This window comes from Arsenicibacter rosenii, assembly GCF_001870735.1.
GTDB classification, from domain to species: domain Bacteria; phylum Bacteroidota; class Bacteroidia; order Cytophagales; family Spirosomataceae; genus Arsenicibacter; species Arsenicibacter rosenii.
Map to the genome: position 1 here is coordinate 1 of NZ_MORL01000185.1, position 934 is coordinate 934.

The 934-nt window shown below is 51.9% G+C and carries 1 pseudogene; it reads left to right on the plus strand.

Annotated features, from left to right (window positions below):
* Positions 1 to 934 (plus strand): annotated as a pseudogene (locus BLX24_RS30705) (PQQ-dependent sugar dehydrogenase); the annotation flags it as partial.

Here is a 934-nt window from a genome sequence, read left to right on the forward strand (position 1 = left end):
AACCCGCATGCTTCCAATGGCTTTAGCCCGAGCGATGAACGGCAGGGACGTAGCCCGTGGGACGCGCAGAAATCAAGCGCTAATACAAACGATCTGCGCGGTAAAATTCTCCGGATTAAGCCTCAGCCTGACGGGACATATACCATTCCGGAAGGCAACCTCTTTGCAAAAGGCACCGACAAAACACGGCCTGAAATTTATACCATGGGCCACCGGAACCCGTACCGGATTGCCGTTGATCCTAAAAACAGCAAATTATACTGGGGTGATGTGGGGCCGGACGCTTCGAAAGCAGATCCGAACCGAGGGCCGGCGGGGACATGTGAATTCGGACAGGCGGCCTCCGCAGGAAATTACGGATGGCCTTATTTTGTCGGTGACAACAAGGCGTATAACCTCTATAACTTCGAAACCGGACAGGCAGGGGAAAAATGGGATGCGATGAAGCCCATCAATAACTCACCGAACAATACGGGGCTTACTCAATTGCCACCGGCAAAGGGCGCTATGATCTGGTACACATATGCAAAGAGTGAGGAGTTTCCGTTGTTAGGCAGTGGAGGCTGTAATCCGATGGCAGGGCCTGTGTATTACAAGGATATGTTTGCTTCTGCGCCGCGTGCGTTCCCAAAATACTATGATGGTAAATTCTTCGCCTATGAGTGGATGCGTGGCTGGGTGATGGCGGTGTCCTTCGACAAAAACGGTAATTATGCGTCTATGGAGCGGTTTATGCCCAGCTATAAATTCAGCAATCCGATGNTTATATATGCTCGAATACGGTTCAGGCTGGTTTACGGCGAATGACGACGCGCGGCTGATCCGGATTGAGTACAATGGCGGAAACCGTAAGCCTCAAATTCAGGTGGCAGCCAATCAGATGGGCGGGGCTGTTCCCTTTGCCCTGAAACTTACGGCAAAGGGAACGACCGAT